This window comes from Mesorhizobium sp. 113-1-2 (assembly GCF_016756475.1).
GTDB lineage: Bacteria > Pseudomonadota > Alphaproteobacteria > Rhizobiales > Rhizobiaceae > Mesorhizobium > Mesorhizobium loti_C.
In genome coordinates this window covers 3,151,098-3,173,986 of record NZ_AP023242.1, presented here as the reverse complement: position 1 = coordinate 3,173,986, position 22,889 = coordinate 3,151,098, and the positions used below count along the sequence as shown (strand labels likewise).

The window sequence follows — 22,889 nt, the reverse complement described above, 5'->3', positions numbered from 1 at the left end:
ATGCAGGATCGGGCTGACGGGTGACCCGGGTCATGACCGGATCACCCGTTGCGGCGGAAGCCCGTACACCCCTTGGCATAAGCCCGTGGATGAGCAAGGAACTCCGACCGCATCTTCCACAGCCCGAACGGTTGCTAGGGTTCGACCCCGCACCAGCAAGGAAGGGATCAGAAGATGACACAAATTGCACTGCATGTCGGCATCGATGTGGGCCAAGGAGCGACTGGACGTGGCCATTCGGGAAACAGGGGAGTTGTTCGCAGTCGACAATGACGAAGCCGGTTATGCGGCATTGGTCGAGCGTCTGTCGGGTCGGGCGATCGCCGCCGTCGGCCTTGAGGCGAGCGGCGGCTATGAGCGGGCTGTGCTCAAGGCGCTGTGGCAGAAAGGCCTGCCGGTGCGTCGCATCAATCCGCACAGGCTGCGCCAATTCGCACGGGCGGCCGGCGTCAACGCCAAGAACGATCGCCTCGATGCACGTGTGATCGCCCGTTTCCTTGCGACGTTGCCGGTGCATCCGGTGGAGTTTGATCCAAGTCTGGAGTTGGTGATCGAACTGGTCACCGCGCGGCGCCAGCTCCAAGCCGAGCTCAGCCGTGTCAACAACCAGCTCGAACACGTGCGCGATGCCGCTCTCAAGCGCCTGGCCAAGCGGCGAGCGACCCGGCTCAGTGCCGACATCCTGTTGCTCGACAAACGCATCGCCCAAGCCATCGCGGCCGACCATGCCCTGGCACGGCGCGACCGCCTGCTGCGTTCAACTCCCAGTGTCGGCCCGGTCCTGAGTGCCACACTGATCGCACAGCTGCCTGAACTGGGCCGCTTGTCCAACCGGCGGATTGCCGCCCTTGTCGGGCTCGCCCCCTACGACCACGACAGCGGCAAGCTCAAAGGCAAGCGATGTATCTGGGGTGGCCGCGAGCCGGTCCGCAACGTCCTCTATATGGCCGCGCTCAGCGCCGGAGTGCATAATCCCGTCTTCGCCGCTTTCCGCCAGCGCCTGCGAGCGAAAGGCAAGGTGGCAAAGGTCGCCATCGTTGCCGTCATGCGCAAGCTGATCACAACCCTCAACGCCATGATCCGGGACGACAAACCTTGGAACCCGGCTTGCGTCTGAAACACGGTTGCTCATCCGTCTCGTCGCTGCACGCCGATCCACCTTCTCCCACAAGGGGCCTGTTGCGCAGTTTCGGGAGTGCGCGGACGGGAGTGGAATGCAGCGGGTTGTTGCTTGCGCTTGTGGATTGGAGTCTGGTTTTGAGGGGTTGAGGTGGCGGTTCGGCCCGTACGGCCGGACTGCAGGCGCACCTATCCCGTGATGGCGGCCCATCGGCGCATGTTGAAGGCGATCGCCGCCATCGTCACTTGGGCGGACGCCTTGGCCAGTCCGACGTAGCGGATCGCGGTCAGCTTCATGCGGTTCTTGAGCGTGGCGAAGGTGGTCTCCACCGCCGCCCGACGCCTGGCGATGAGGCGATTGTAGCGTTTGAGCCGCAACGGCAGCTCCGGATGATGCTTGTTGGGGCGGCGCGCGATGCGCACCTTCTTGCCCTCGGCCTTGAGCCGGGCACGCCGGGCGTGCGTGTCGTAGGCGGCATCGGCCCACACCGTCTTCTCGTCGCTGCGGATCAAGTCATCGGCCATCACCGTGTCGTTGACGTTGGCCGGTGTGGTGATCACCGTGCGGATGATGCCAGAGCCCTCATCCACGCCGACATGGGCCTTGTAGCCAAAAGTGAAACCGCCCTTGCCCTGCCGCGTGGTGACACGGGCGTCCGCATCTTTCGAAGGCCGCTCAGCTGTCGGCGGCGCTGAGACTGCATCGATCAGCGTTGCATCCAGCATCGTGCCGCGCTTCAGGATCACGCCGGCCTTCTCCAGCTGCCGGTCGAGTTCGCCAAACAGCTTCTCCAGCAGCCCTTCACCGACAAGCAGATTGCGAAAGCGCGAGAGCACCGTGTGGTCGGGAATGCTCTCTCCCAGCCCAAGCCCGGCAAAACGCCGGAACGACAGCCGGTCGCCGAGCGCCTCCTCAAGTTCGCGATCCGACAGCCCATAAAGCGATTGCAGCAGCAGTGCCTTGAACAGCACCAGCGGCGGCCAAGCCGCCCGACCCGGTCCGCCATCGCGCAGAGGGTTAAGCAGCTTCTCGAAGCGGTACCACTTCACAAGGCCAGACAACCGGTCGAGCGGCGAGGAGCCACCAGACAGCTTGTCGCCCAGAAATCCCTCCACCAGACTCAACTGACCTGTCCGCTTCACCGCCATCGGTTCGTCCTCCGAGCTTATGTCTCAGAGAATCACAACCAGCCAATTACGCAACAGGCCCACAAGGGGAGAAGGAAAACCGTCGCGCTTACTCAGCCGCCTCATACCCCGCGATGCCCTTGATCTCGAGGAAATCCTCGAGCCCGTATTCGGCGTATTCGCGGCCATTGCCCGACTGCTTGTAGCCGCCGAAGGGCAGGCCGGCGTCCCAGGTCGGGTAGTTGATGTAGACATTGCCGGAGCGCATGCGGGCGGCCACGTCGCGGGCCTTCTGGATGTCCTTGGCCTGGATGTAGGAGGCAAGGCCGTAGACGGTGTCGTTGGCCTGCTCGACCGCCTGTTCGACCGTGTCGTAAGGCAGGATCGCCAGCACCGGGCCAAAGATTTCCTCGCGCGCGATGCGCATGTCGTGGGTGACGTCGGCGAACACGGTCGGCCTGACATAGTAGCCGCGGTTGAGTTCGGCCGGGCGGCCGGGGCCGCCGGCGACCAGCGTCGCACCCTCGTCGATGCCGGCCTGGATCAAATCCTGTATCTTGTCGAACTGGATCTGGCTGACGACCGGGCCAAGCTTGGTGTTGGCGCCGTCGGCCGGGCCGACCACGAACTTTTCCGCTGCTGCCTTGGCATAACCCGCCGCTTCGTCATGGCGGTCGCGCGGCACGAACATGCGGGTCGGCGCATTGCAGGACTGGCCGCTGTTGCCGAAGCAGCCGGCGACGCCCTTGGTGACGGCGCGGGCGAGGTCGACATCCGGGAACAGGATGTTGGCCGACTTGCCGCCCAGTTCCTGATGCACGCGCTTGACCGTGTCGGCGGCGGCCTTGGCCACCAATATGCCGGCCCGGGTCGAGCCGGTGAACGACATCATGTCGACATCGGGATGGCTGGACAGCGCCTGGCCGACGCCGGGGCCGTCACCATTGACGAGGTTGAACACGCCTTTCGGCACGCCGGCCTCGTCGATGATCTCGGCGAAGATGATGGCGTCGAGCGGCGCGATCTCCGACGGCTTCAGCACCATGGTGCAGCCGGCGGCGAGTGCCGGGCCGACCTTGCAGGTGATCTGGTTCAGCGGCCAGTTCCACGGCGTGATCAGGCCGACGACGCCGATCGGCTCCTTGACGATCAGCGAGGACCCTTTGACATGGCGGAACTGGAACGTCTTCAGCGTCTCCGCCATCTTCTCCAGATGCGCCTGGCCGACGCCGACCTGGCTGTCGAGCGCCATCTGGCGCGGCGCGCCCATCTCGCGCGACACGGCGAGCGCCAGGTCCTTGGAGCGCTTCTTGTAGACCGCGATGATGCGGTTGAGGATATCGAGGCGCTCTTCCACCGAGGTGAACCCGAACGTTTGGAAAGCGCGTTTGGCAGCGGCCACCGCCTTGTCGACATCGGCCTTGGAGCCGAGCGATATCTGCGCGAAGGCGTCCTCGGTCGACGGATCGATGACGTCGAGCGTGCTGGGCACGACAGGATCGACCCACGCGCCGTCAATATAGAACTGCAGATTGTGTGACATGGTTTTCTCCTTGGGGGCGCCGCATGGCCGTTCCGGCCGTCATATCCAGTCAGAAATAACGATGCACAAACGCCGCTGTCAAACGCAACCCCCGAAATGGTTGAGCCAGCGCGCCAGTGATTGAGCCAGAGGCGTTGGGCCAGCGAACCTGGCCGTTTCGATGGCGTAGGATCATGACAGCAGCGCGTGTCCCGCCTCACCCAGATGCCGTCTCGCCGCTTCCTGATCCACCGCTTTCACCAGCAGGTGATCGCCGTCGAAGGTGGACACCAGGAAGATGCCCAGCCCGTTTTCCGACAGCGGCTGAATGACCGACAACACGATGCCGGTTTCGTCGAAAGCAAAGGGCCCCTGCAATTTGAAGGCGACCCAGTCGCCATCGTGCTTGACCGTGCCTGGAACGCGATCCTGCAGGCACGTGATCGAAAGCTCGTCGTCGGTCCTGGTGATGCTGACGAAGCCTGGCCCGTCCGCCCAGCCGGGAATGCTGTCGCCTGCCCCGAGCCGCGAAATCGCATACGATCCGGGAAGTTGCCTCAATTTGACCCTGGCAGCCATCCGTCATGCCTCCGATTTGCCCGCTATCGCGTCAATCTCTTGCTCATATAGACCGTCATGCCGCCCATGAACGGCTCCTCCCGGTCGACCGTATAACCATGCTTTTTGTACAGCAACACATTGGCCTCGAAGGCGCCATTGGTCAGCAGGCGCAGCTCCGGGCGGCCCGCATCGAGCGCCCTCCGCTCTGCCCGCTCCAGCAGCAGCCGGCCGATCCCCCTGCCCTGCGCCTGCGGCGCGACGCAGACATTCTCGATCCACAGATGGTCGTCGGCCAGCATGGTTTCGATCATCCCGACGATACGGCCGTCGGCGACGGCGAGCTCGAACGGATGCTCGGCAACGGCCTTGTCGTAATCGGCGCGCATCGGCAGCGGCTCGCGGCCGATCACCGGCACCCATTTGGCATAGGCCGCGCGCACGATGTCCCTGATCGCGGCGGCGTCAGCGGGCTCGGCCGGCCGAAACCGGATGGAAGACTTGATGATCATGACAGTGCTCCAGGCATGAAAACCCCGCCGGCGTTGTCGCGGGCGGGGCTGGAAACGAAAGAACCGGATTTATTGTGCCGGGTTTTGTCGTCGCGCAATCAGCTTGCCGCTCCGTGCTGGACGGCGGCGTCGCTGGGTGTTGGTGGGCGCGAGGGCGAACATGACGGTAGGCTGACGCAAGTGGCACGATGCTGTCAAGGTTTGAAACTTGCGGCGCCCCCGAACGCTTCGTCATCCACGGGCGGAGCAAGGAGCGCAGCGACGCGGCGCAGACCCGAGGATCCATGCCGGGACTCTGAAGCGTCACTACGGTCCAGAATTCTGCACCGCTGCACTCCACGGCTGAGGTCGCGGCATGGATCCTCGGGTCTCCGCGACGCCGCTACGCGGCTGCTCCGCCCGTGGATGACGAAGCGTTGTGCTCTTCCGCCAATCGCCTAGGAGGCGCTCAATACTCCTGCGCCGTCGGCCGAAACAGGATCTATCTGATGTCGACCTCGTCGGGCTGGCTCATGGCGAACGCCACGGTCCCGGCGAAGGAATCCGCCGGTATCTCCACCCGGTCGTAGAGCGCGTGCAAGCCCTCGGCGACATCGGGCCCTGTCCGCCTCAGCGATCGATGCGTGCCGCCTGTTGCGGCGAATAGCGCTCGCCCTGCACGGCAATCGCCGAGACCGCGCTCTCGATGTCGGTAAGATCGTCCGCCGTCAGCGCGACAGCTGACGACCCGATGTTCTCCTCGAGCCGATTGAGCTTGGTCGTGCCGGGGATCGGAACGATCCAGGGTTTTTGCGCCAGCAGCCAGGCGAGCGCGACCTGCGCCGGGGTCACCTGCTTCTGCGCCGCGATCGCGACGATCGCATCGACCAGCGCCTGGTTGGCCTTGCGGGCCTCCTCCGCGAAACGCGGCACGGTGTTGCGGAAGTCGCTGCTGTCGAACGTCGTATTGGCATTGATGGCGCCGGTCAGAAAACCCTTGCCCAGCGGGCTGAAGGGCACGAAGCCGATGCCCAGTTCCTCGAGCACCGGCAGGATCGCCTCCTCGGGTTCGCGCCACCACAACGAGTATTCGCTTTGAAGCGCCGCGACCGGCTGCACCGCATGGGCGCGGCGGATGGTGCGCACGCCCGCCTCGGAGAGGCCGAAATGCTTGACCTTGCCCTGGCTGATCAAGTCCTTCACCGTGCCCGCCACCTCTTCGATCGGTACGACGGGATCGACGCGGTGCTGGTAGAGGAGGTCGATGCGGTCGGTCCTCAGCCGCTTGAGCGAGGCCTCGACGACGTCGCGAATATGCTGCGGCCGACTGTCCATGCCGTCATGTCCGGCCGTGCCGGCAATGTCGATGCCGAATTTTGTGGCGATCACCACCTGGTCGCGGATGGGCTGCAGCGCCTCGCCGACGACCTCCTCGTTCTTGAACGGTCCATAGACCTCCGCCGTGTCGAAGAAGGTGATGCCGCGCTCGAACGCCGAGCGGATCAGGCGAACGGCATCCGCCGTCTCCATCGGCTGCCCGTAGGACTGGCTCATGCCCATGCAGCCAAGGCCGATGGCCGAGACTTCGAGGCCGCTGTTTCCAAGTGTGCGCTTTTGCATTTCAATTCTCCTTCGGTGTGATCCGCACCGTGGCGGCGCGGGCGCGCGCCGCGATCATCGGCGCGAGATAGGGGCTGGCTTTGTATTTCGCCCGGTAGGCGTCATCGATGCGGGCGCTGACGCTTCCCTCGACTGCTTCGAAGGTAACGTCCCTGGTCATGCCAGCGGCAGTTATGCGTCCGGCCTTCTGCGTGATCGCGGCCTGATACCAGCGCGACTGCTGGCCGTTGTAGCCGCGCACATAAAGCGCGCCATCGGCAACGACCGACCAGATCCAGGTCGGCGTGCCCAAGGTCACACCGTCATCGCGCAAAGGCGAAATATGCAGATCGTCGGTTGCCGCGATCCTCTCGAGTTCGTCCTTCGACCAGGGCATTTTCCTATTCCTTTTTCTCGGCGTCGGTCTGCTCGAAGACCTTGCGGGCAACGCCGATCGCGGTGCTTGCAACGGGCCATCCGGCGTAAAAGGCGAGATGCGTGATGGTTTCGATAAGTTCGTCGCGGGTGACGCCGTTGTCGAGCGCTCGCTTCATGTGGAAAGGCATTTCATTGATCCGGTAGGTCGAGATCAGGCTGCTGACGGTGACGAGGCTGCGGTCGCGCGGCGAGAGGCCGGGCCGCTTCCAGACATCGCCGAACAACACCTCGTCAGTGTATTTGCCGAGCGCGGGTGCGATATCGGCGAACGGATTCCTGTGCGGCACTGGTGCATCGGTCATGGTGCTTTCCTTCGTTGCGGCATCGGTTCGGGGCGCAAGGCGCTGATGCTTGCCCAAACCCCGTATTGTTTGTCGGTAACATGCTCCATCCAGTCGACGACCTTGCCGTCGAGGGCTTCGGCAATGGCGATGTGGCTCATGGCCGTGGTCGGTGCCGCGCCATGCCAGTGCTTTTCGCCGGGCGCGAACCAGACGATGTCGCCGGGGCGGATCGGTTCGATCGGCCCGCCCTCACGCTGGACCAGGCCGGCGCCCGACAGCACGATCAGCGTCTGGCCGAGCGGATGCGTGTGCCAGGCAGTGCGCGCGCCGGGCTCGAAAGTCACCGTGGCGCCACCGACCCGGGCAGGCTCGCTGCCCTTGAAGGGCGCATCGACGCGCACCGTACCGCTGAAGTAATCGGTGGGGCCTTTTGCGGAAGGCTGCGAGCCGCTTCGCTTGATATCCATGGTTTTTCCCTTGTCGACGCCGGGCAGGACACTGGCACCGGCATCCGGGCCGCCGATTTCGGACAGCCAATCGTGATGGCGTCTATTTAGCGCCTGCGATTGGTCCGGATTAGGTGCTATATCCAGCATGTACTTATGAGGAGAGCTCATCAATGCCGCGAGACAATCTGAACGAGCTGACCGCCTTCCTCGCCGTTGCGCGCGAGAAGAGTTTCACCAGGGCGGCGGCGCAGCTTGGCGTCTCGCAATCGGCGCTCAGCCACACGGTGCGCGCGCTGGAGGAGCGGCTCGGCGTGCGCCTGCTCACCCGCACGACGCGCAGCGTGTCGCCCACAGAGGCCGGCGAGCGCCTGGTGCGCTCGGTCGGACCACGGCTCGACGAGATCGAGGCCGAACTCACCGCGCTCAGCGCCTTGCGCGAAAAGCCCGCCGGCACCATTCGCATCACCGCCGGCGAGCACGCCGCCGACGCCGTGCTGTGGCCGGCGATCGCGCGGCTCTTGCCGGACTATCCCGACATCAGGGTCGAGATCATCGTCGACTACGGCCTGACCGACATTGTCGCCGAGCGCTATGATGCCGGCGTGCGGCTTGGCGAACAGGTGGCGCACGACATGATCGCGGTGCGCATCGGCCCCGACATGCGCATGGCGGTGGTCGGCGCGCCGGCCTATTTCGACCGGCACCCCAAGCCGCGCGTGCCGCAGGACCTGACCACTCACAATTGCATCAATCTGCGCCTGCCGACCTATGGCGGGCTCTATGCCTGGGAATTCGAGAAATCCGGGCGCGAACTGAAAGTGCGCGTCGAGGGCCAGTTGATCTTCAACACGGCGGCTCTGCGCATGAATGCGGTGCTCGCCGGCCTTGGCCTGGCCTATCTGCCGCAGGATCAGGTGAAGGCGCATCTGGCGGACGGCCGGCTGGTGCGGGTGCTGGCCGACTGGTGCCCGCCCTTCCCCGGCTACCACCTCTATTACCCCAGCCGCCGCCAAGCGACGCCGGCCTTCTCGCTGCTGGTCGATGCGCTGCGCTACCGGGGCTAGAACGTCTGGACTGTATTCGCGGTCGTTCTATCTTCGCGATCAAGCCTGATCTTTGCGGAGCCATCGCCGTGACCGAAACCGACCTCTACCGAGGCTACATCGACTGCCTCAACAACCAGGATTGGGAGCGGCTGCATCGCTTCGTTCATGACGAGGTGCACTACAACAGTGAGCGCGTCGGGCTATCAGGCTACCGCGCCATGCTGGAGCGGGATTTTCGCGAAATCCCGGACCTCTATTTCGACGTCCAGTTGCTGATCTCCGATCCGCCCTTCATCGCCAGCCGCCTGCAGTTCAACTGCACGCCGAAAGGAACCTTCTTCGGCCTGCCCATCAATGGCCGCAAAGTCTCGTTCAGCGAGAACGTGTTCTATGAATTTCTGAACGACCGGATCAGGAATGTCTGGTCGGTCATCGACAAGGCGGCGATCGAAGCGCAGCTTTAGAATCTGTTGAGCCATCACGGCTGCTTAGGTTTTCAACGCGGTAGCGTGCCTGGAGGTCACGGCATGGATCCTAGGGTCTCCGCGACGTCGCTTCGCGACTGCTACGCCCTAGGATCCATGCCATTACAGTGGCCGACGAGTGCAACGGTCCAGTATTGTCTGGCGCGCCATTGTCTCCTGTCCAGTCGGCTTGAGGCGCTAATGGGGTCGGACGTTCCCTCGTTGCCCAGCTGGGCAATAATCACCGATCGTTCGCAAAAATCGATCATTCTAACCAAAACAATTCGTTGGAAAGATCGGTTCAGGAATGGCATTCTCCAGGGGTACTCGCCTGGAGAATTGCATTGTCTTCCGCCACCCGTATCGCGAACGATATTCCGAAAAGCCTCATGCCGGCCGATCTGGCCGCTGGCCGCAAGCGGCTCGATTCGGTGTGGAACGGCGTCATCCCCGGCATCGTGCTGGTGGCAATGATCACGGCCGTGGCCTTCTCCGCGCACAATGTCTCCGGCTTTGCCCTGTTCAGCCCGATGATCCTCGCCGTTGTCGCCGGCATGGTCTATTCCAACGTGCTCGGCACGCCGGCGCATGCCAAGGCGGGCATCGCCTTCTCGCAAAAGCGCCTGCTGCGCTTCGCCATCGTGCTGCTCGGCTTCCAGCTGACGCTCGGCCAGGTCGTCTCGATCGGCGCCGGCGGCGTCGGCATTGTCGCGGCGACGCTTGGCGCCACCTTTCTCTTCACCATCACGCTTGGCCGGCTGATCGGCGTCGACCGCAAGCTGGCGCAGCTGATTGCCGCCGGCACTTCGATCTGCGGCGCCTCGGCCATCGTCGCCACCAACATCGTCACCGATGCGCGCGACGAGGACGTCACCTATGCCGTCGCCTCGATCACCCTGTTCGGCACCGTCGCCATGCTCGGCTTCCCGCTGCTGGCGCCGGTGCTCGGCCTCGACCAGCACGCTTTCGGCCTGTGGGCCGGCGCCTCGATCCATGAGGTGGCGCAAGTCATCGGCGCCGGCTTCCAGAACGGCACCCAGTCCGGCGAGATCGCCACCGTGGCCAAGCTGACCCGCGTCGCCATGCTGGCGCCGATGGTCATCGCGCTCGGCCTGATGGCGCGTCGCAAGATGAGCGGCGACCAGCAGACCGCGCGGCCGCCCATGCCGTGGTTCGTCGCCGCTTTCGTCGCCGTCGTGGTGCTGAACAGCCTGGTCACCGTGCCCGCCGAAGTGAAGGCGGCCATGGCGCTCGCCACCACCATCATGCTGACCATGGGGCTCGCCGCCATGGGCTTGCAGGCCGACATTTCGCAGCTGCGCTCGCGCGGCCTGCGCCCGCTGGCGCTCGCCTTCTCCGCCTTCCTGTTCATCGGCTGCTTTAGCTTGATGCTGGTGAAGTTCGCTTAAGGCTCGCAAGCAGCGCTCCACGGCAACGCCGTCGGCGCCGGTCCTCAATCGCGATCAAGCACGTCCTCGATCATGATCGAGGTCTCCCTCTGCGTTCGTATCCGCCGATATCGCGGCATGAACACAGCAACCGAACCGCCAATTGGAGGAAAGCCAGACCTCCAGCCCCAGCCTTGGCGCACGCGTTCGGCAACGGAGATCTCAATGAAATTCTGGACCACGCTTTGCACAATTCTCGTTTCGACGATGCTGATGTTGAACGCGAGCATTGCCGGCGACACCGTCGGCGTTCGCCACTTCGCCGCCCCGTCCAGGGAACGCGGCACGGATCTCGACGTGACTGTCTGGTATCCGGCGGAACCAGGTGGCGAGGCGGTCAACCTTGGCGACAGCGAGCTGTTCGTCGGCACATCGGCCATGCGCGATGCGCCGATATCAGGCGGAAAATTCCCGCTGATCCTGCTGTCGCACGGCGCCGGCCTGGCGGGGACGCCGCAAGCGCTGAGCTGGATTGCAACGCCTTTGGCCAGGCAAGGCTTCGTCGTTGCCGCCCCGACGCACCCCGGAAATGGCGGGAAAAACAGATCCGCCGCCGAGACGATGAAACTCTGGTTGCGCCCCGCCGATCTCACGGCGACACTGGACGCGATCGGCAAGGACACGTTCTTCGGCGATCATTTCGAGCAAGGCAAAATCGGCGTTCTCGGTCTTTCCATGGGCGGCAACACGGCACTGGCGATCGCCGGCGCCCGCGTCGACCCCGAACGGCTGGCGGCCTATTGCGATACGGACGCGCTCAACGCATCGCTTTGCCAGTGGGTCAGGCAAAGCGGCGTCGATCTCCACGCCATGGATCTGCAGCCCGCCAGCCGCGACAACACAGACGAGCGCATCCGCTTCGCCATGGCGATCGATCCCGCCCCGGTCGATGTCCTTGACGCCAGAAGCTTCGCCGGCATCGGGATCCCGCTCGCCATCGTCAATCTCGGCCAGCCAGGAAAGATCCCCGCGACCGCCGATGCTTCCGGCATCGCGAAGGCGATTGCAAATGCGAGCTACGCCACGATCGAGGATGCCAGCCACTACAGCATGTTCGGTGAGTGCAAGCCAGGCGCGGCGGAGATTGTCGTGTCCGAAGAGATCGGCGATCCGGTGTGCGATGATGGGGGTGGGCGATCACGCGGGGAGATTCATGCGCAGCTGATAGAGATGGCGACTGCGGCTTTCACGCGCGCGCTGAAGGCGGGACGATAAGCTTGCGAGGTAGCGCTCTACGACGCCCCCCTCTGTCCTGCCGGACATCTCCCCCACAAGGGGGGAGATTGGATGTCACCACTGCCTTCGCCAATCTTCGACGTTGCAGGAGGAGAGCCGGCGCCAAAGCTGCCAATCTCCCCACCCGTGGGGGAGATGTCCGGCAGGACAGAGGGGGGCGCCGTAGAACTCGGCGCTTATCCAGTGACGAGCGCTCAGTCCTCGAACGAGCTCGCAGCCGCATAGATCGCCGCCAGCGTCTCGATACCCGCCTGGTCGGCCTGGTCGAACCGGCCGGGCAGCGGGCTGTCGAGGTCGAGCACGCCGAAAACGCCTTCATCGTCTTCGAGCAGCACCACCAGTTCCGAGCGCGAATCGGCATCGCAGGCGATGTGACCGGGAAAATCATGCACATCCTTGATCAGCATCGAGGTGCCGAGTTGAACCGCCGTTCCGCACACGCCCTTGCCGACGGCGATGCGCACGCAGGCCGGCTTGCCCTGGAAGGGCCCCAGCACCAGCTCCTCGTCCGAGGCGAGGAAATAGAAGCCGGCCCAGTTGAGGTCGGGCACCATCTGGAAGATCAGCGCCGCGGTGTTGGCGGCATTGGCGATCGAGTCGCTTTCGCCTTCGAGCAGCGCTTTCAGCTGAGCGGCGAGGTCGCGATAGAACGCGGCCTTGTCTGACGTATCGATGGCCTTGGCCGCGAACATGGCTTGTCTCCGAACTGAGAATCGCGGTTCCGTTTCCGCAAGCTGCACCAAACGACCACCACACGACATTAGCGTGAATTCCAGTCGCCGGGAAAGCCGGAAGAAGATGCCCTGTCCGGCATTCGGCAGCACGGCATCGAACCGTGCTGCCTTGATCAGGAAGGCAAGTCCATCAGCCGGCGGGTTTGTAAGCGCCGGCAGCCTTGTTGGCGGCCGCGAGCACCGCCTTCATGTCGAGTTCTTCCAGCACAACCATCTCGGTCAGCGAGCCGCTCGCCCGCACCGCAAGGGACATGCCAATCCCCGCTGACTGGTCCGGCACCTCGCCATTGACAACGACGTCATAGATGCCGCGCGTGAACATAACGCTGGTCACCTTGCCGCCAACGCTTTCAAAAAGCGCCTTGACCGCAGCCTGCCTGTCCGAGCCTTGCATCAATCCTTTGGCGGCATGAGGCGCATAGTTTGCCAAGATCGTCACTTTCATGGGTATTTCCTCCAAATGTCATTGTCTCGTGCCGCTCCATAATTCGAGCGGCACGGAGTGATTTATTTTTCGGAACAATTGCAGGCGCCCTTGGACGCGTTGGCGGCCAAGGGCCCACTGCCCGATGAATATGCGCTTCAGCTAATATAATGACAATACCGGACAGGCCGATACTGCCGACAGGAAGGTGTCTGGCTCGATCCCGGCTCGGCCCGCGACATCGAACTCGCGCCGCTGACCCGCCATGTGGTGCTGGAGCTATTTCAGCGGCAGAAAAAGCTCAACGACCACTTCGTGGATCGGCCCGTCCGGGAGGCGGGATAGCTGTCGTTGGCAATAAACCGGAAAGTCGCGCACTTCCTCGCCGCTGACCGGAAGCCATTCACGATAGAGGTAAAGTGCCGCGGGCTCGAGATTGTTGGTGTTGCCGGGGTAGCGCAGCACCGCGCAGCGTCCGCCGGGGATCACGCCGGCCTTCATCTGCCCGTCATTCGGATCGATCGGCCGATCGGTTCCGACACAAATGTCCATGCTGTAATCGGCAGGGATCGCGGGCTCCCTTTCGGAGCGGAAGATGTTGAAGGTCGGGCTTGTCTCGGGCGACAGGCCCGCTTCCTTGCGCCAGGCGATGAACCGCTGGATGGTGGCGCCGAGCGTTGCCCGGTCACCCCGATGCTCCATGATCGCCACCGGTGTGGGCGGCACTTCGCGGATCGTCACGTCGTCGTGTTCGAAGATTATCTGCATGAGCGTGTTCCTTGCTTTGTCGAAAGGCCCGAAAGCCATGAGCCACGCCCCCCAGTCGGGAGATTTCCGGAACGACGAAGGCGATTGCCCGAACCGTTGCCGAAAGGCGCGGGCAAAGGCATCCGGTGCGTCGTAACCGGCATCCATCGCTATATCCGTGACGCTTTCGTTCCCCGCAAGCCTGTACGAAGCGCGCTTCAGGCGGGCGAGTTGGACATAGCGATGCACGGACACCCCGAAGGTTGACGTGAACTGCCGGTGGAAATGATATTTCGAGAACGCCGCGACGCCACTCAAGGCTTCCAGATCCAGATCGCCATCCAGATGCTGGTCTATGTAGTCCAGCACCCGCTGCATCCTGGCATGGTAGTTTTCAAGCGCCGCCTTCAACGTCTCTTCTCCGTGGCAACACCAGATAGGCGCTGCCCCACATGTCGCGCTCGACCGATCTTGCGGTTTGACACGGGATCGACCGGTGCCCGTCAGCGGCCTCTAACAAGCGCGTGCTGAATGGCATCTTCTGGCTGATTCGATCAGGCGCGCCGAGGGCGGCCGCAAGGCTAGCGGCATCATGATCGAGACGGGCCATGCGCCGGCGCACGCGGTGATCGATCAGTGCACGGGTGGACTGGACTGTTGCGCCGGTTCGCCACGGTATCGGGTGACGGAGAGGCAGGATGGATGCAGGCCGTCGGTATCGTCAACGATCACGCCACCGCCTGCTTCCGGCGATCGGAGGTTGCGCCCTGATCGGGGCGCCGCCAACCACCCTACATCGGGCGTTTGGGCTCACTCTTTGGTGACGTTGCCGTATCGGAATCCGATTTCTTGTGCTTGTCGGCGGCAATCCTGCGGATGCGGTCGAAGCGGCTTTCCTCGGTTTTTTCGGTCGTGACGACCGTCTCTGGCTTCTGCACGAACGTGATCATGGATCCGTCTCCTGGGCTAGAGGCCTATGCGCCGGGAGAAATCCCCGGCGGTAGTTCCGGTACTTAGAGCCGGCGTAGGGGATTCAGGTCAGGCCGAGTCGAAAACGGTGGTTTCCGAGAACCGGAGCGGAGCGTACTTTTGGGTACGTGAGCACCGGAAGCGCAGGAAACCGCCGTTTGCAGGCCGGCCTCACCTGAATCGTTAGTAGCCGCCCATGCCACCACCGCCGCCACCCGCAGGTGCGGCATCCTTGGCCGGAATGTCGGTGATCATCGCTTCGGCGGTGATCAACAGGGCGGCGATCGAACCGGCGTCCTGCAGCGCGGTGCGCACCACTTTCGCCGGGTCGACGATGCCGGCCTTGATCATGTCGACATAGGTCTCGTTCTGGGCGTCAAAGCCCTGATTGTGATCCTTGCTGTCGGTGAGCTTGCCGACGACGATCGAGCCTTCAACGCCGGAATTCTCGGCGATCTGGCGGATCGGCGCTTCGAGCGCACGCAACACGATCGAAATGCCGGCGGTGACATCGTCATTGGCGCCGTTGAGGCCGGCAAGCGCCGACCGGGCGCGCAGCAAAGCCACGCCGCCGCCGGGCACGATGCCTTCCTCGACCGCCGCGCGCGTTGCATTCAGCGCGTCGTCGATGCGGTCCTTCTTTTCCTTGACTTCCGACTCGGTGACGCCGCCGACGCGGATGACGGCAACGCCGCCCGACAGCTTGGCCAGCCGCTCCTGCAGCTTTTCCTTGTCGTAGTCGGAGGTCGTCTCCTCGATCTGGCCCTTGATCTGGGCGACGCGCGCCTGGATGGTCGCCTTGGTGCCGGCGCCGTCGATGATCGTCGTGGTGTCCTTCTCGATCAGCACGCGCTTGGCGCGGCCGAGCATCTCGATGGTGACGTTTTCAAGCTTGATGCCGAGATCCTCGGAAATCATCTGGCCAGCGGTCAGCACCGCAATGTCTTCCAGCATCGCCTTGCGGCGATCGCCGAAGCCAGGCGCCTTGACGGCCGCGACCTTGAGGCCGCCACGCAATTTGTTGACGACCAGCGTGGCCAGGGCCTCGCCTTCGACGTCTTCCGAGATGATCAAGAGCGGCCTGCCGCTCTGCACCACCGCTTCGAGGATCGGCAGCATCGCCTGCAGGTTGCCGAGCTTCTTCTCGTGGATGAGCACGTAGGGCTCTTCCAGTTCGACGCGCATCTTGTCGGCATTGGTGACGAAATACGGGCTGAGATAGCCGCGGTCGAACTGCATGCCTTCGACGACGTCGAGTTCGGTTTCGGCGGTCTTGGCTTCCTCGACGGTGATGACGCCGTCATTGCCGACCTTGTCCATCGCCTTGGCGATCATCTCGCCGACGGTTGCGTCGCCATTGGCGGCAATGGTGCCGACCTGGGCGATCTCGGCCGACGACTTGACCTTCTTGGCTTTCGACTTGATTTCGACGACGACGGCGGCGACCGCCTGGTCGATGCCGCGCTTCAAGTCCATCGGGTTCATGCCGGCGGCAACCAGCTTGGCGCCTTCGCGCAGGATCGAGGCGGCCAGCACCGTGGCGGTGGTGGTGCCGTCACCGGCAAGGTCGTTGGTCTTCGAGGCCACTTCGCGCACCATCTGCGCGCCCATGTTCTCGAACTTGTCCGCAAGCTCGATCTCCTTGGCGACGGTGACGCCGTCCTTGGTGATGCGCGGCGCGCCATAGGCCTTGTCGATGATGACGTTGCGGCCCTTGGGGCCGAGCGTGACCTTCACCGCATTGGTGAGGATCTCGACGCCGCGCAGCATGCGGTCACGCGCGTCGGTGGCGAATTTGATTTCCTTGGCAGACATGATTTTTATCCAGTTCGGTTGAGGAAGGCAGAGCCTCCATGATCGGTCTCTGAGCGTCCTTGCGTGTCCCTAAGGACACGCTGCACGCTGATCAGGCAGCCTTCTTGGCGGCTACGGTCTTGGCGGCGACAGTCTTCTCGGTTGCTGCCTCGCTCTTGTCGATGACACCCATAATATCGGCTTCCTTCATGATCAGCAGGTCCTCGCCATCGATCTTGACCTCGGTGCCCGACCATTTGCCGAACAGGATCAGGTCGCCGGCTTTGACGTCGAGCGGCACAAGCGCGCCGTTTTCGTCGCGTGCGCCGGGGCCGACGGCGATGACTTCGCCTTGCTGCGGCTTTTCCTTGGCATTGTCGGGAATGATGATGCCGCCCTTGGATTTGATATCGCCTTCGGCGCGCCGGATGACGACGCGGTCGTGGAGTGGCCGAAACTTCATGAAAACTTCTTTCTGGGGCCAGCTTAGGCGGCCGCTTCCCCCATATAGGCGCTTTGGCACTCGATAGATAGGAGTGCCAAAATTTATTCGCGGACCCGATGAAATATTGAAAAGTATTATTTCGACCGGCGATTTCGTGATATCGCGAATGGCATAAATAATTCAAAAAATTGAATTTTGCCGATCAAGCGCCTATTTATCGGACAAGTTCACTTTCACGATTTCAAACGCAAGGGAGATTTGTTCGATGGCCGACGGCAATCAGACGATCATGGAAAAAGCTGAAGCCCGCTTCGTCGACAAGCAGAAGAAGACGGCGGAGAAAAACAAGGCAACCGCCGAATACATGTCCGAAGCGAAGGCCAGGGAGATCAAAACGGCGAAGCTCAGGATTTTGCGGCTGGCCAAGGAAGAGGCCGACCGTGTCGCCGAAGCCTTGAACCCGACGCCGAAGAAGAAGCGGGCGACCAAGAAGGCCGCCACAACGGAGGTCAAGACATGAGCCTGACATTCCCCAACCGCAGCCGCAGCTATGACGAAGCCGGCAAGCGCATCCGTTTCGTCGGCCATGACGGCATGTTCCAGATCTCCTTCTCGGTCGCCGCCGACGTGATGACCCGGATGCAGCCGGCAACCGCGGCCAACGAGGCAGGTTACCTCGCGACATTCGACACCGAGAGCAGCGTCATCCGCGGCGTGGCGTCGAAGGCCTACGACCGCACCCGCAAGAGCATGTATGTGCTCACGGCCGCTGACTTCGGCTGATCAGCCCAATGCATGTCGCTCAAAAGTGACCCCGGTTTTGAGATAACGACATGCATAGAAACAAAGATTAAAGTTCCATGCCCTCGATCATCGTGCGTATCTTCGCGGCCTTTTCGAAATGATCGAGGCGGTGGGTTCTGATCCACCATTCCGCTGCTTCCATCAGCAGTTCGGGGTCGTCATTCCTGTTGGCGAAGAACGCGTAGAACGACACGCCGACGGCGGGCCCTTTTTCGGAGATCTTGCGGTCGCAAACCTCCAGTATCTTTTGCCTCAGGCTCGCTCTCACGGGAATCCTCTGGTTTTGTTTCGGCGGGTCTTAGCCCACCCTTTGAGCCGGAAGCCGGAACGTTCAGCCCTTGCGCTCCGCCCTCTCCCGGCGCTTGATGTCGCGGACATTCATCTGATCGAGCATGGCGTTGGCGTCGCGCGGGGTCATGCCGACCATCACTCTTTGCCTGACCTCGACGGGCTGGCCGGTGAAGACATCGATGATGGCCCAGCTCTGGGGCAAATCCATACGCAGCGCATAGCGGTTTGCCATGGTCCTCAGCCCTGCATCATGAAAAACACCGCACCCAGGACCATCATCGTCCAGGCGATCACCGACAGCTTCAGCGCCATGCCGCCATGCGTGGCAAGAAGCCCGCGCAAGCGCGGCACGATGCCCGCCGAAGCGACGGGCGCCGCCACGACGGCGACGGATGCCTTGGCGCCAAGTTTTCCAAAGGCCGGCAGCGGCGACGGTTCACGCACGAAAATGACCTCGAATGTCGGGAAAAATCGGAGCGAGCATGCTCGCGCCCTGCCATAGCACTCTTTTCGCGAGCGCCCTGCATGCCAAATACAAATAGGCAGCTTTAACGTTGGCCCTACGCCGCCCGGGACGATGGCGCCGAGATCTCCCGGCCCACGCCGCCAGAGATGAAAGTCGGCAGGTCGTCGCCTTCGCTGTCGAAGGTCCGGCGCAGATTCTCAGCTATATGATTTGTGGAGGCCTCGCCTCGGGATCGAACCGAGGCTTCAGAGATTTGCCGTCTCCAGCGTAGCCGCTCCGCCACGAGGCCATTGCAACCGAACTAACGGGGAAATGCTTGCGGAAAAGTTAAGCCCGACGGTTCTTCTGTCGGCACTTTGCGAAATGCCGCTTAGCGTCGTCGCGGCAACGCTGTTCGGCAGCCACTGCGCCACCGAAACCCAAAGGAACGCGCGGCGCCACGGGAGTTGAAACGCCGATCCGCGCGGGCAACAGGTGACCGGCAAGCCATGACCCCGACAGGTGATGTAAAACATCAACTCTCAGCCTTAACTCTTTGTTCTCAAAAAATTCAGCCCGGGAAGCCGCTCCGACATTCCTGAAAGTCTACAGCTTTACGCCGCAGCACTGCGGCCCTTCGCCCCGGCTTCCGCCTTGAAGATGCGGAACGTGTTGCGCCCTGCCGCCTTGGCGGCATAGAGCGCGGTGTCGGCCTGCGCGAAGAGGTCGCACGGCGCACCCGCCCCGGCAAAGGCAATGCCGACCGAGGCGCCGAGCCGCAGCGACTGGCCACGCACCGCAACCGGCTTGCCCATCCTCTCGACGATCTCGCGCGCCACGCCGGAGACGGCAGCCCGGTCGAAATGCTGCCCGAGCAGCACCGCGAACTCGTCGCCGCCAACGCGCGCCACCAGGTCCGCCTCGCCGCAACCTTCGGCGAGGCGCTCGGCCGCCGCCTTCAGGCACTCGTCGCCGACGACGTGGCCGAACGTATCGTTGACCGCCTTGAAGCCGTCGAGATCAATCAACAGCAGCGCGCCGATTGGGCGGCTGGCATCCGCCTGCGCCAGCCGCGCCTGGAAGCGGGCGCGGTTGGCAAGCCCGGTCATGGTGTCGAATTCGGCAAGATAGCGCATCCGGTCCGACAGGATCTTTTCCTCGGTGATGTCCTGCTTCATGCCGAAGATGCGCACCGGCACACCTTCCTCGCACTCGACGGTCGCGGTGATGCGGATCCAGCGGCTGTGGCCGGCGAAGGTGGTGATCTCGGCGTCGAGGGTGAAGCCGCTGCGCTCGGCGATCGCGCGGCTGCGCAAACTGTCCAGCGCCTTGCGCGACTCCTGCGGATAGCACTTGATGATTTCGCTGCGGTCGAGCGTGGCGCCGCGGGGCAGGTCGAACAGATCATAGACCACATCGGTCCAGTGCAGCTGTTCGCCGGGCAGGCTGCATTCCCACACGCCGATGCGCGCGGCGACCGAGGCGCGGTCGAAAATCTTGCGGCTGTGCGCCAGCGCAACCTCTTGGCCGGCGATCAGTGCGGCCTGCGCGGCAAGTTCCGCCTTGAGCTTGCCGATGGTGGCATTGCGGTGCCGTTCGTCGGCGCTCTGATGCCCCGCCCGCTTGCCGGGCTGTGCCGGGCCTTTCGGGGCGTAAGAGGTATCGGGCATGGCGGGACTCCTGGCGGGCGACCACCATGACGCGAAAGCCCTTAAGACTTCGCTGACGGCGACCTGGCTTTGCCGGGAGAGGGACAATCCACCCCGTAAATCGCTTGGCTTGACCCTCTCCACTTTCCCCTTGAACACTCCCCCAATCTGGCCTAACCTGACTTGAGAAAAGGTTTTTCCAAACAGTTTCGATCGGGCTCGGCCATTGGCCGGGCCTTGTTCCGGCCTGTAAGAGAAAACCTTTTCCCAACTCAGGATTCCCTTGCGCGATGGCAGCGGACGATCAGCCTGTTCCGGTCTTTCCCAAGCCCGTCACCTTGCGTGACGTGGCGGCGCGGGCCGGCGTCAGTGTCGCCACCGCCTCGAAGGCGCTCAACGACCAGGGACGCATGACCGCCGAGACGCGCGAGCGCATCCGCGAGACGGCGCGCAGCCTCGGCTTCCGCCCCAACAGCCTGGCGCAGAGCCTGCTGAGGCGCCGTTCCTTCACTGTCGGCCTGCTCACCAACGATACTTATGGCCGCTTCTCGCTGCCGCTGATGTCTGGCATTTCGGACGCGCTGGTCGACAATGGCGTCTCGGTGTTCCTGTGCAATGTCGAGGAGGATCCGCGGCTCGGCCAGCTGCATGTCGAGGCCATGCTCGACAAGCGCGTCGACGGCATCATCGCCACGGGAAAACGCATCGACCGCCATCTGCCCGTCGATCTCGCCAACCTGCGCATCCCGGTGATCTACGCCTTCACCCAGCCCGACCCCGACGCCGTCGCCTTCGTCTCGGACGATGCCGGCGGCGCGCGGCTGGCGGTGGAACATTTCTGCCGGCTTGGCCGCAGGCGCATCGCCCATGTCAGCGGGCCGGCGAGCTTTGCCGTGGTGCATGCCCGCGCCCAGGCCTATCGCGACGTGCTCGCCGAAAACGGCCTGCCGGTCACCGAGCCGCTGCTCGGCTCCTGGTCGGAAGCCTGGGGGCATGAGGCGGTGGCGATCCTTTTCGACGGCAAGCGCGAGAGGCCGGACGCCGTCTTCTGCGGCAACGACCAGATCGCACGCGGCGTCATCGATGCCCTGCGCGAGTGCGGCCTCAACGTTCCCGGCGATGTCGGCGTCATCGGTTTCGACAATTGGGAGATCGTCGCCGAAGCCACGCGCCCGCCGCTGACCTCGGTCGACATGAACCTGGTCGCCCTCGGCCGCGAGGCCGGGCTGACCCTGCTTTCCCTGGTCGGCGGCCAGCCCGCCGCGCCGGGCATTCGAAAACTGCCGTGCCGGCTGGTGGTGCGTCAGTCCTGTGGCCGCTCACCGGACGGCTGAAAACGAAAGCGCCGCGTGATCGGCGCCAAGCCGCGCACAGCGGCCAACCTTGGAGGAGGAAAACATGAGGAAGCTGATTGCCAAACTGGCCCTGGCCACTGCCGTTCTGGGCAGCGGTCTCGGTGCCGCCGCCGCCGACACCGCCAACATCTGGGTGCGCGCCGACGGCTCGAATTTCATGCCGCGCATCGTCGACGCCTACAACAAGGCGCACAAGAACCAGATCAAGCTCGACATCATCCCCAATGCCGAGATCATCCCGAAATATGGCGCGGCCGCCGCCGGCGGCACGGCGCCCGACGCGCTGTCGCTCGACCTGATCTACACGCCGTCCTTCGCCGCCGCCGGCCAGTTGGAGGACATCACCGACTGGGCCAAGTCCCTGCCCTATTTCGCCAGCCTGTCGCCGGCGCATGTCAAGACCGGCACCTACAAGGACCACATTTACGGCCTGCCCTTCTCGGCCGACGCCTCGGTGCTGATCTGGAACAAGAAACTGTTCAAGCAGGCCGGTCTCGACCCTGAAAAAGGTCCCACCAACTGGGCCGAAATCGCCGCCGATGCCGAGAAGGTCAACGCGCTTGGCGGCAACATCAAGGGCTTCTACTTCTCCGGCAATTGCGGCGGCTGCAACATCTTCACCTTCACGCCGCTGATCTGGGCCTCGGGCGGCGATATCCTCTCGGAAGACGGCTCCAAGGCGACGCTGGACAGCCCGCAATTGCGCGGCGCCATCGATCTCTACCGCTCGATGGTCAAGAAGGACCTGGTGCCGGCAGGCGCGCAGACCGACACCGGCGCCAACTTCTTCGCGGCCTTCGCCGCCGGCAATATCGGCATCTCGCCCTCCGGCGCCTTCGCCATCGGCGCGCTCAACACCCAGTATCCCAATGTCGATTACGGCGTCACCTTCCTGCCGGGCAAGGACGGCGGCTGGTCATCCTTTGCCGGCGGCGACAATTTCGTCGTCACCAAAGGCACCAAGAAGCTCGCCGTGGTGAAGGAGTTCCTGGACTTCGCCTATTCGCTGGAAGGCCAGACCATCCTTGCCAAATATGGCAGCCTGCCGGTGCGCGGCGATATCGCCAAGGATGCGCTCAGGGAACTCGACCCGCGCTACCAGATCGCCGCCGAAGCCATGGCCAAGGGCAAGACGCCCTATTCGGTGGTGTTCAACGACCTGATCAACTCCGCCAACGGCCCGTGGACGCAGATGGTCAACGAGGTCTTCTTCGGCGACGATGTCGACGGCGCGATAGCGAATGCGCAGGAGACCATGCAGTCGATCATCGACCAGGCGCCGCAGAAGTAGCGGCCGCCTGCCGGCCGCCCGCCTCTCTCCCTGGGCGGGTGGCCGGCGCGCTTTACCCTCCCCCTTTTGGGGTCCGTAGGACGGGCGAGACCCGCGGCTCGCCCCGGCAAGTCGCTGCGAAGCAGCGGGGTGGGGGTCTGCGCCAGCCCCCCACCCGGA

At 63.6% G+C, this 22,889-nt stretch carries 27 protein-coding genes; 9 read left to right on the top strand and 18 right to left on the bottom strand.

Translation table 11 applies throughout. The features are described 5' to 3' along the window. The first annotated feature begins 193 nt into the window (after positions 1-193). The gene (locus JN279_RS15260; protein WP_342216375.1) at positions 194-1,117 is read left to right on the top strand and encodes an IS110 family transposase; all 924 of its coding nucleotides are present in this window, start codon (positions 194-196) and stop codon (positions 1,115-1,117) included. A 191-nt stretch (positions 1,118-1,308) separates the two neighbouring features. Here JN279_RS15260 and JN279_RS15255 read toward each other — a convergent pair whose 3' ends face one another. The 8 genes from JN279_RS15255 to JN279_RS15220 form a co-directional block, all read right to left on the bottom strand. Next, positions 1,309-2,268, bottom strand: a complete 960-nt coding sequence (locus JN279_RS15255) for an IS5 family transposase (RefSeq protein ID WP_096447906.1) — start codon at positions 2,266-2,268, stop codon at positions 1,309-1,311. 88 nt (positions 2,269-2,356) lie between these two features. Beyond that, the gene (locus JN279_RS15250) at positions 2,357-3,790 is read right to left on the bottom strand and encodes an aldehyde dehydrogenase family protein (protein WP_202353204.1); all 1,434 of its coding nucleotides are present in this window, start codon (positions 3,788-3,790) and stop codon (positions 2,357-2,359) included. Between the two features lie 171 nt (positions 3,791-3,961). Further along, positions 3,962-4,348 carry an ACT domain-containing protein gene (locus tag JN279_RS15245; protein WP_096448557.1) on the bottom strand — a complete coding sequence of 129 codons (387 nt, stop codon included), beginning with the start codon at positions 4,346-4,348 and terminating at the stop codon, positions 3,962-3,964. Between the two features lie 23 nt (positions 4,349-4,371). Beyond that, entirely contained in the window at positions 4,372-4,839 is a 468-nt protein-coding gene (locus tag JN279_RS15240) for a GNAT family N-acetyltransferase (protein ID WP_202353203.1), read from the bottom strand. Positions 4,840-5,448: 609 nt separating this feature from the next. After that, a complete protein-coding gene (locus tag JN279_RS15235) occupies positions 5,449-6,438 on the bottom strand; it encodes an aldo/keto reductase (protein WP_096448560.1) in 990 nt (329 codons plus the stop codon). A gap of 1 nt (position 6,439) precedes the next feature. Then, positions 6,440-6,814, bottom strand: a complete 375-nt coding sequence (locus tag JN279_RS15230; RefSeq protein ID WP_096448562.1) for a DUF2255 family protein — start codon at positions 6,812-6,814, stop codon at positions 6,440-6,442. A 4-nt stretch (positions 6,815-6,818) separates the two neighbouring features. Then, a complete protein-coding gene (locus tag JN279_RS15225; protein WP_096448564.1) occupies positions 6,819-7,157 on the bottom strand; it encodes a carboxymuconolactone decarboxylase family protein in 339 nt (112 codons plus the stop codon). Beyond that, a complete protein-coding gene (locus tag JN279_RS15220) occupies positions 7,154-7,606 on the bottom strand; it encodes a (R)-mandelonitrile lyase (RefSeq protein WP_096457625.1) in 453 nt (150 codons plus the stop codon). The genes JN279_RS15225 and JN279_RS15220 overlap by 4 nt, the downstream gene beginning before the upstream one ends. Positions 7,607-7,758: 152 nt before the next feature. On the opposite strand from JN279_RS15220, the gene JN279_RS15215 reads away from it, so the two are divergent. From JN279_RS15215 to JN279_RS15200, 4 genes are all read left to right on the top strand, one after another. Beyond that, complete coding sequence (locus tag JN279_RS15215) at positions 7,759-8,652, top strand: LysR family transcriptional regulator (protein WP_096448566.1); 894 nt, start codon at positions 7,759-7,761, stop codon at positions 8,650-8,652. Positions 8,653-8,720: 68 nt separating this feature from the next. After that, positions 8,721-9,098: an ester cyclase gene (locus tag JN279_RS15210; protein ID WP_202353202.1), complete on the top strand. Its 378-nt coding sequence runs from the start codon at positions 8,721-8,723 to the stop codon at positions 9,096-9,098. Positions 9,099-9,442: 344 nt separating this feature from the next. Then, positions 9,443-10,507: a YeiH family protein gene (locus JN279_RS15205; protein ID WP_202353201.1), complete on the top strand. Its 1,065-nt coding sequence runs from the start codon at positions 9,443-9,445 to the stop codon at positions 10,505-10,507. Between the two features lie 204 nt (positions 10,508-10,711). Continuing rightward, a complete protein-coding gene (locus JN279_RS15200; RefSeq protein WP_096448570.1) occupies positions 10,712-11,761 on the top strand; it encodes an alpha/beta hydrolase family protein in 1,050 nt (349 codons plus the stop codon). Positions 11,762-11,976: 215 nt separating this feature from the next. Here the strand turns inward: JN279_RS15200 and JN279_RS15195 are convergent, their stop codons facing one another. The 6 genes from JN279_RS15195 to JN279_RS15170 all read right to left on the bottom strand — a co-directional run bounded on the left by JN279_RS15195 (position 11,977) and on the right by JN279_RS15170 (position 16,913). Continuing rightward, positions 11,977-12,474 carry a GAF domain-containing protein gene (locus tag JN279_RS15195; protein ID WP_096448572.1) on the bottom strand — a complete coding sequence of 166 codons (498 nt, stop codon included), beginning with the start codon at positions 12,472-12,474 and terminating at the stop codon, positions 11,977-11,979. 172 nt (positions 12,475-12,646) lie between these two features. Next, positions 12,647-12,961: a GYD domain-containing protein gene (locus JN279_RS15190; RefSeq protein ID WP_095200474.1), complete on the bottom strand. Its 315-nt coding sequence runs from the start codon at positions 12,959-12,961 to the stop codon at positions 12,647-12,649. Between the two features lie 258 nt (positions 12,962-13,219). After that, complete coding sequence (locus JN279_RS15185) at positions 13,220-14,098, bottom strand: AraC family transcriptional regulator (RefSeq protein WP_202353200.1); 879 nt, start codon at positions 14,096-14,098, stop codon at positions 13,220-13,222. Between the two features lie 380 nt (positions 14,099-14,478). Next, positions 14,479-14,637: a hypothetical protein gene (locus JN279_RS15180; protein WP_202353199.1), complete on the bottom strand. Its 159-nt coding sequence runs from the start codon at positions 14,635-14,637 to the stop codon at positions 14,479-14,481. 202 nt (positions 14,638-14,839) lie between these two features. Next, entirely contained in the window at positions 14,840-16,471 is a 1,632-nt protein-coding gene (gene groL, locus JN279_RS15175; protein WP_202353198.1) for a chaperonin GroEL, read from the bottom strand. A gap of 91 nt (positions 16,472-16,562) precedes the next feature. Then, positions 16,563-16,913 (bottom strand): co-chaperone GroES, encoded by a 351-nt coding sequence (locus tag JN279_RS15170; RefSeq protein ID WP_096448578.1) that lies wholly within the window; start codon positions 16,911-16,913, stop codon positions 16,563-16,565. 247 nt (positions 16,914-17,160) lie between these two features. Here JN279_RS15170 and JN279_RS15165 point away from each other — a divergent pair, with 247 nt between their 5' ends. Together JN279_RS15165 and JN279_RS15160 are read left to right on the top strand one after the other, a co-directional pair. Continuing rightward, complete coding sequence (locus JN279_RS15165; protein WP_095200470.1) at positions 17,161-17,415, top strand: hypothetical protein; 255 nt, start codon at positions 17,161-17,163, stop codon at positions 17,413-17,415. Beyond that, complete coding sequence (locus JN279_RS15160) at positions 17,412-17,678, top strand: DUF1488 domain-containing protein (RefSeq protein ID WP_096448580.1); 267 nt, start codon at positions 17,412-17,414, stop codon at positions 17,676-17,678. Before JN279_RS15165 ends, JN279_RS15160 begins: the two co-directional genes overlap by 4 nt. 67 nt (positions 17,679-17,745) lie before the next feature. On the opposite strand, the gene JN279_RS15155 is transcribed toward JN279_RS15160, so the two are convergent. The 4 genes from JN279_RS15155 to JN279_RS15140 form a co-directional block, all read right to left on the bottom strand. Further along, positions 17,746-17,967: a DUF6500 family protein gene (locus tag JN279_RS15155; protein WP_096448582.1), complete on the bottom strand. Its 222-nt coding sequence runs from the start codon at positions 17,965-17,967 to the stop codon at positions 17,746-17,748. A 63-nt stretch (positions 17,968-18,030) separates the two neighbouring features. After that, complete coding sequence (locus tag JN279_RS15150) at positions 18,031-18,222, bottom strand: hypothetical protein (protein ID WP_096448584.1); 192 nt, start codon at positions 18,220-18,222, stop codon at positions 18,031-18,033. A 5-nt stretch (positions 18,223-18,227) separates the two neighbouring features. Then, on the bottom strand, positions 18,228-18,434 hold the full coding sequence (locus tag JN279_RS15145) for a hypothetical protein (protein WP_096448586.1): 207 nt from the start codon (positions 18,432-18,434) through the stop codon (positions 18,228-18,230). A 615-nt stretch (positions 18,435-19,049) separates the two neighbouring features. Further along, positions 19,050-20,105 carry a diguanylate cyclase domain-containing protein gene (locus JN279_RS15140; RefSeq protein WP_202353197.1) on the bottom strand — a complete coding sequence of 352 codons (1,056 nt, stop codon included), beginning with the start codon at positions 20,103-20,105 and terminating at the stop codon, positions 19,050-19,052. Positions 20,106-20,374: 269 nt separating this feature from the next. On the opposite strand from JN279_RS15140, the gene JN279_RS15135 reads away from it, so the two are divergent. Continuing rightward, positions 20,375-21,418, top strand: a complete 1,044-nt coding sequence (locus tag JN279_RS15135) for a LacI family DNA-binding transcriptional regulator (RefSeq protein WP_202353196.1) — start codon at positions 20,375-20,377, stop codon at positions 21,416-21,418. Positions 21,419-21,482: 64 nt separating this feature from the next. After that, positions 21,483-22,730: an ABC transporter substrate-binding protein gene (locus JN279_RS15130; protein WP_202353195.1), complete on the top strand. Its 1,248-nt coding sequence runs from the start codon at positions 21,483-21,485 to the stop codon at positions 22,728-22,730. The last annotated feature ends 159 nt before the right edge of the window (positions 22,731-22,889 follow it).